The sequence below is a fragment of the Streptomyces sp. sk2.1 genome (assembly GCF_008120935.1).
In the GTDB taxonomy this organism is placed as follows: Bacteria; Actinomycetota; Actinomycetes; order Streptomycetales; family Streptomycetaceae; genus Streptomyces.
The window spans coordinates 1-7,584 of record NZ_RDBO01000030.1 but is presented as its reverse complement, the minus strand read 5'-3'; the positions used below and the strand labels follow the sequence as shown (position 1 = coordinate 7,584).

The following is a 7,584-nucleotide window of genomic DNA, read 5'->3' as shown; positions in this document are numbered from 1 at the left end:
GCACGGAGATCCTGGTCACGACGGCATCCGACGGGCGCCGACTGGCCCTTCGCGTGAACCGGGTGCTCCGGCCGGGCTCGCGGGCCTGTTCGACGGCAGGTCCGGGCGTCTTCGGGGAGCCTTCCGGGAGCACCTCCCGCATGCGCGGGCGGCGCCGTTCGGCGAGCTCCGCACGTGCTCCTGGTGTGTGGCCGTGCGCCCGGCCGTGCGCTCTCGTCGGGCCGTTTCGGGAGCGCTTGCATGGGTGCTGCGTGGGTCGGCCCGCTGCGACGGAACGTCAGTGGGCTGGGGGACACTGCCGCCTCATTCCCCGCAGGCGGCGGACCGGTCCGGGGGGCGAGCACCGCCTCCCGGACCGTGCGTGGGCCGGTGCGCCGGCCGGGTGCGGGGGCGGGAAGCGGAACGGGTTTCCGGGTCGCTCCGAGAGCGGCCCGGGGGCCGTTCCGGGAGTCTTCCAGGGACGGACGAAAGGGGCGGGCGGCCCGGACGGCGACCCGCGGGAGGCGTCGGAGGAATCCGGGGGAATCGAGAAGATTCGGGGAATGTAGTGGGGCGAAAAAGGGCTTCTGATGTGACGAGCCCCCTGCCGTCAGGTTTCAACACGCCCTGAAATTGGCTGAATATTATCGTCCAAGCAGGGTTGGGGTGCCCGTTTCGTGGACATTTCGTCGACCGTCCGGTGATCGTCCGCCACCCCTTCGCGGCCGGTTCGGGAGGGTGGGAACCGGCCCGGGGCGTCGTCGGCGCCGCAGGAGCACGGCGGAGGATTCGGGCAACTCACCCCGTACGCAAGGGAATCGGGAATCGGGGGCCGTGTGGTCCGCGGCCCGTGCCGGGACGTGCCGTCGGGACCCCGGCCGGAGCGGGGCGTCCGTACCGGAGCGAGGGCGTCCGGTCCGGCGTTTGCCAGGGGCGCATGCGCATCCGACGTGCGCCCTCCGGAGCCCCTCCTGTGCGCCGTTGTCGTGGCAGCATGTTCGCAACGGCGCCGCGTGCCACCGGAGTTCTCCCGTTGCTTCCCTGCTGCGCCGTTTTGTCCACAGCCTGTGGAGGCGGCGATGCGTTGGTTGGTGGGGTGGAGCAGTATCGCCGCACGCTTCGGCACGGCGGGCGCGGTCGGGTCCGACGACGAGGGGCGCACGGTGCACCCCGTGGGCTCGCAGCTCCTGTGGGGCGACCCCGATCCGCTGTGGGCCGTCGGCGACTGGCGCCCCGACGAGATCCGCATCAGCACGGTCGAGGCCGCCGACGGCACCCCCACCGCGCGCATGGCCGTCCTCGGCTGCTGCAGCGCCACCGACGAACAGCTGCGCGCCGGCCTCCTCGCCGCCCGCGGCGGGGCCCTGCGCCACCTCACCTCCTGGCCCGGCAGCTACACGACGGTCGTCCGGATCGGCCGCCGGATCACCGTCATCGGGGACCTCGCCGGGGCCCGCCCCGTCTTCCACACCCCCTGGGCGGGCGGCACGGCGTACGCCACCGCCGCCCTCCCGCTCGCCGACCTCATCGAGGCCCAGCTCGACATCGGCCACCTGGCCGCCCTGCTCGCCTGCCCCGAGACCCCGGAGGCGCTGCGCGACGGCACCCCGTACGCCGGGGTGAAGCGCATCCCGCCGGGCCACGCGCTCATCCTCCGCGAGGGCTCGCGCGAGGTCACCGGGTACGAGGCGGTGGCCTCCCTCGCCGTCGCCGCACCCCAGCTCGACCCGGTCAGCGCCGTCGAGGGGGTGCGCGACGCCCTGGTCGAAGCCGTGCGCGGTCAGGTCGTTGAGCGTGACGGCGAGCAGCCGCTCCCCCGCGCCCGTGCCGTGGCCGAGGAGGGTGCCGGGCAGTCCGGGCAGACCTGCGGCGAGCAGGGCGAGGGTGGCGGAGGCGCTGCCTCCGGAGAGGCCCCCGAGACCCTGCCGCCCGACCCCGGCCCGGTCCCCGGCATGGGCCCCGCCGACCGGCGTGCCGCCCGGGGCGCCCCGGTGCCCGGCATCGGCGCCGACCTCTCCGGAGGCAGCGCCTCCGCCACCCTCGCCCTGCTCGCCGCAGGTCTGCCCGGACTGCCCGGCACCCTCCTCGGCCACGGCACGGGCGCGGGGGAGCGGCTGCTCGCCGTCACGCTCAACGACCTGACCGCGCACGGCCACGAGGACGAACTCGAACGCGCCCGGGTCATCGCCGCCGATCCCCGACTGCACCACGTCGTCGTCGCGGCCGGGGAGGAGGCCCTGCCCTACGCCGATCTGGGCGGCGGCCCGCTCACCGACGAGCCCGCCCCGTCCCTCGTCGTCGCCGAGCGCCACCGCCGCCGCCTCGCCGCAGGCAGCGCCGACCACTTCGTCGGTTGCGGCGCCCGGCAGGTCCTCGACGCCCACCCGGCCCGCCTCGCCGATCTGCTGATGGACCGTCGCCGACGCCATCTGCTGCGCCCGGTGGCCGCGCTCGCCAAGGCGGAGGGCCCGAGCGCGCAGTCCCTGTTCGTCCCGCTGACCGTCTACCGCGCGGCCCGCCGGCTGTCCCGCACCTCGTACCGCGGCGGCCTGGAGGAGGCGGCCGACCGGCTGCCGGACGCCAACCGGAACGCCCCCGACCTCGACACCCCCGCCGACGCCTCGCTCGCCGCCCTCGCCTGGTCACGGCCGGGGCCCGCCGCCCGCTGGCTCACGGGGGAGGCGCTCGCCGAGGTGTCGGTCCGGCTCCAGGAGGCGGCGATCCGCCCCGTCTCCGTCCAGCGCCCCGGCGAGGCACGGGCCAGGGCGGCCCTGGCCCGGTACGCCGCCGACCACCGCATCCTGGAGCAGGCCGCGGAGAACCGCAGCCAGCGCCTGCACGCCCCGTTCCTCGACAACCAGGTCGTACGCGCCGCCCGCGCGCTCCCCGAATCGCTCCGGGTCCAGCCGGGCGCCCGCGCCGCGGTCCTGCGCCGGGTCCTCGCGGGTGCGGGCATCCACGAACTGCCGCCGGGCTGGGGCACCCCCTCGCTCGCCACCTCGAACGCGACCGCCCGCACCGGTCTGCGCGCCGCGCTGCCCGAACTGATCGCCCTCTTCGACGCCCCGCTGCTCGCCGACGCGGGCCTGGTCGAGGCCCGTGTCGTACGGAAGGCCCTGCGCGCGGCCGCCGACGGCGAACCGCTCCCGCTGGAGGGCCTCGCGCACCTGGCGTCCACCGAACTCTGGCTCCGCCGCCTGGTGTCGCGCCGCGGCACCTGCTGGACGGGCACGGCGGCGCCCCGCCAGCGCGCGGTCGCGGGCGGGGTCGTCCCGGCCAGGCGGACGTTGCAGCGCTAGGCGCATCGCCCGGTGAGGCCGGGGACGCGGCGGGCGGGCCGGTGGTGATCGGTGACCGGTGAGGGGCGGTGGCCGGCGGGATCGACGGCCGACGGCCGGGCCGCGGGACACAATGGCCGGGTGCGGTACCTGATCCTGGGCGTCACCGAGGCGCGAGACGAGAACGGCGGCGCCCTGCCCGTGGGCGGCCCGCGTCTGCGCGCGCTCCTCGCGGCCCTCGCCCTGCGCGCGGGGCGCCCCGTCCCCGTCGCCGATCTGGTCGACGACGTCTGGGCCGACGAGCCGCCGCACGACGCGCCCGCCGCGCTCCAGGCGCTCGTGGGCCGGCTGCGCCGTGCGCTGGGCCGGGACGCGATCGCGAGCGCCCAGGGCGGTTACCGCCTTGAGGCCGGGCCCGGCGAGGTCGATCTGCACGTGTTCGAGCGGCTGTCCCGGCAGGGGGCCGGGGAACTCGACGCGGGCGACCCCGTGACGGCCGCCCGCACGCTCCGCACCGCGCTCGCCCTGTGGCGCGGCCCCGCCCTGGCCGATCTGCCGGGCCGGGACCACGGGCACGGCCTGCGCCCGGAGGCCCACCGCCTGACCGCGCTGGAACGCCGCATCGAGGCGGACCTGCGGACCGCCGAGAAAGGCACGGCCACGGGTACGGACGCGGGTACGGGTACGGACGAGGGCACGGCCGCGTGGACTGGTACCGGCTCCGGCTCCGGCCCGCGCACCCTCGTACCGGAACTGGAGGAACTGACCGCGGCCCATCCGTACGACGAGCGCTTCCGGTCCCAGCTGATCCGCGCCCTGCGGGCCGAAGACCGCCGGGCCGACGCGCTGGCCGCCTACGAGGACGCCCGCCGCACCCTCGCCGACGGCCTCGGGGCCGATCCCGGGCCGGAACTGGCCGCACTCCACCGCGAGTTGCTCGCCCCGCCACGTACCGCTCCCGCGACGGCAGGACCGTCCGCGACAACGGAACCGCCCGCGACGGCAGGGCCGTCCGCGACAACGGAACCGCCCGCGACGGCAGGGCCGCCCGCAACGGCAGGACCGTCCGCCGTGCGGGGCAACCTCCGCCCCCGGCTCAACTCGTTCGTCGGCCGGGAGCCCGAACTGCGGTCCATCGGAGCCGACCTGACCCGTTCCCGCCTGGTCACCCTCACCGGCCCGGGCGGCTCAGGGAAGACCAGGCTCGCCGAGGAGGCCGCGGCCCGCGGGGACCGGGCCGAGTCGTCCCCCACGGAGGCGTGGATGGCCGAACTCGCCTCGGTGGAGGACCCCGCCGACGTACCCGGAGCCGTGCTCTCCGCCCTCGGGCTGCGCGAGACCGCCCTCCTGCGCGACAACCGCGACGCCCAGCCGTCCCGCACCGACCCGACCGGCCTCCTCGTCGAGCACCTGGCGCACTGCTCCCGGGTCCGCCCGTTCCTGCTCGTCCTGGACAACTGCGAGCATGTCGTCGGCGCGGCCGCCGCCCTCGCCGAGACCCTGCTCACCCGCTGCCCCCGGCTGCGTGTCCTGGCCACCAGCCGGGAACCCCTCGGCGTCCCCGGCGAATCCGTGCGCCCGGTCGGCCCGCTCCCGGCCGACCCCGCCCACCGGCTGTTCGCCGAACGCGCCCGCGCCGTACGCCCCGACTTCGACCCCGAGCAGGAGGCGGCGCACGATCCGGACGCCGTCGCCGAGATCTGCCGACGGCTCGACGGCCAGCCGCTCGCCATCGAACTCGCCGCGGCCCGGCTGCGGATGCTCAGCCCCCGGCAGATCGCGGACCGGCTCGACGACCGGTTCCGCCTGCTGACCGGTGGGAGCCGCACCGTGCTGCCGCGGCAGCAGACCCTGCGGGCCGTCGTCGACTGGTCCTGGGACCTCCTCGACGAGGCCGAACGCACCGCCCTGCGCCAGGTCTCCGTCTTCGCGGGCGGCTGGGAGCTGGCGGCCGCGGAGGCCGTCGTCACGACCGGCCGGGACCGGCCCCCGGTCGCCGACCTGATCGGCGCCCTCGTCGACAAGTCACTCGTCGTCGCCACCCCGACCGGCTCCGGCGACATGCGCTACCGCCTCCTGGAGACCATCCACGAGTACGCCGTCGAACGCGCCGCCGAGACCCCGGGCGTGCGCGCCGCCGCCGAGGACGCGCACACCGCGTACTTCGTCGCCCTGGTCGAGGAGGCCGATCCCCGGCTGCGCTCCGGCGACCAGCTGCTCTGGATCGAGCGGCTGGAGACCGACCTCGACAACATCCGGGCCGCCCTCCACCGCACCGTCGTCACCCGCGCCCTCGAACCGGAGGCCATCCGCCTGGTCCTCGGCATGGGGTGGTTCTGGTGGCTGCGCGACTTCCGCGCCGAGGGCCTCGCCTGGACCGAGCGGACCATGGCACTGGGGCCGGAACCGGCCGGTGACGGCGACCCCCGCCACTGGCCGCGCATGCATCTGGAGATGCTGCTGTACTTCCTCGCCATCGAGAGCCGTACGGCCGACGACATCCACGGCGACGAGCGGTACCGGGCCCTGATGACCCGGGTGGCCGATGCCTTCATGGCCCCGGGACCGCAGTCCGCCCGCTTCCCGGGACTGCTCTGGCCGATGACCCTGTTCGGGAACCGCCCCACGGAGGAGGCGCAGGCCAGGATCGAGCAGGTGGTCGCCAACACCCGCGCCCACGGCGGCGACTGGGAGTACTGCGTCGCGCTGATGTTCCGCACCCACATGATCGTCGACATGCCCGGCGGCATGCCCGGGGTCGACGACGACCTCGCGGAGCTGCGCGAGCTGAGCCGCCGCGTCGGCGACCGCTGGATCCGCGCGCAGGTCGCGAGCGCCGCCGCGGAGGCCGGCGTGATGCGCGGACGGTACGCGCAGGCGCGCGGGGCGTACGAGGAGGCACTGCTGCTCGCCCGTGAGGTGGGGGCGCACGCCGAGGCGCCGTTCATCCTCGCGCGCCTCGCGGAGATCGCCCACCGCACCGGTGACACGGCGGCCTTCGAACGGCACATGGCCGAGTCGGAGAGCGAGGCGGACCGTTACCAGGTGCACGACGCCCACGCCTACGGTTGCTTCCTGCGCGCCACCGCGGCCTTCGACCGGGGCGACCTCGCGGAGGCGCGACGGCTGGTCACGGAGGTGGAGGGGGAGACCGGGCACGGCATCCCGCCGTCGCACTTCACCGCGATCCTGCAGGGCCTGGCCGCCCGGATCACGGCGCGCGAGCCGGGGCCCGGCCGCGGCCCGGCCGCCGGCGCCCGGGGGCTGACGGCCGCCCTGCGCGGGGCGAGGGACGCGCGGTGCGCCGAGACCATCACCGGTCAGCTGGCGGAGGGCGCGGCGGCCGTGCTGCCGGAACTGGGCCTGTCCGGGGCCGCCGTACGGATTCTGGCGGCGGCCGACGGCTGGCGACCCGCCGTCCCCAGATCGAGGGCCGAGCAGGCCGAGGTGGACGGGGCCGCCCGGCGGGCGCGCGAGGAACTCGGGCCCCGGCGGTACGAGTCGGAGCGCGCCGCGGGCCGTGAACTGACCGTGGACGACGTCATCGACCTGCTGACCCGCATCACCGCGGACCTCCCTGCCGCGGACCTCCCCGCCCCGGCGTCCATCGCGGAACGGCCCGTACCGGCTCGGCCCGCACCGGCCCCGGGAGCCTTGGGCGTCCCCGGAGCCCCGGACCGGCTCACTGGCAGCTGATTCTCGAATCCGCCCAGTCGGCGAGCGTCACGCCGCCGCCGTTCCGGGCGCGTTCGACGACGAGCCGGATGCTCTTCTGGCCGGTGATGCCGACCCGTACGGGCACGGCCGGATCACCGCCGTTCATCACCGGGGACTGCCACAGCCGCGTCCCGTCACCGTTGAAGACGGAGAAGCGCACCGCCCCGAGGCCCATCATCATGTCGTCGACCCCGACCATCGCCTCGTAACGCGTGCACTGCTTGTTCAGCTGGATGGTGACCGAGGACTTGCTGTGCACGGTCACCCCGTGCGCGTACGTGGTGCCGCCGATCGACACGCCGGACCGCTGCCAGACCCAGCTGCTCTCGCCCATCACCACCTCCGGCTCGGTGTGGTCGCCCAGGACCGAGTAGTTCAGCTCGCTGACCTGGTACACCTTCGGCGCGGGCTGCGGGGGCATCTGGACGAGTGCGTGAAGTGCCGGCTCGCCGCAGGCGAGCTCGCCCATGTCAACGCCGGGATTCCCGCGCTGCTGCCGGTCGCGGTCATCGGTTGGTTCGCCGCCGGTTACACGCTCAAGGCCGCCGGGATCGTCGCCGGGGGCGCGGTGGGTGCCGCCGGTGCGGGTGCCGCCGCGGCGGCGACCGGG

2 protein-coding genes and 1 pseudogene are annotated in these 7,584 nt (G+C 75.9%); 2 read left to right on the top strand and 1 reads right to left on the bottom strand.

All coding sequences use genetic code 11. The features are described from left to right. Positions 1–1,058: 1,058 nt before the first annotated feature. Together EAO76_RS11895 and EAO76_RS11890 are read left to right on the top strand one after the other, a co-directional pair. Complete coding sequence (locus EAO76_RS11895; RefSeq protein ID WP_148835895.1) at positions 1,059–3,278, top strand: asparagine synthase-related protein; 2,220 nt, start codon at positions 1,059–1,061, stop codon at positions 3,276–3,278. Between the two features lie 120 nt (positions 3,279–3,398). Next, entirely contained in the window at positions 3,399–6,953 is a 3,555-nt protein-coding gene (locus EAO76_RS11890; RefSeq protein WP_148835894.1) for a BTAD domain-containing putative transcriptional regulator, read from the top strand. Here the strand turns inward: EAO76_RS11890 and EAO76_RS11885 are convergent. Continuing rightward, a pseudogene (locus tag EAO76_RS11885) lies at positions 6,940–7,392 on the bottom strand (NPCBM/NEW2 domain-containing protein); the annotation flags it as partial. The gene EAO76_RS11890 and the pseudogene EAO76_RS11885 overlap by 14 nt on opposite strands. Positions 7,393–7,584: the final 192 nt, after the last annotated feature.

Bases quoted from the DNA above. Each gene is read 5' to 3' on its own strand.
- EAO76_RS11895 (WP_148835895.1), top strand. From the start codon at position 1,059: ATGCGTTGGTTGGTGGGGTGGAGCAGTATCGCCGCACGCTTCGGCACG.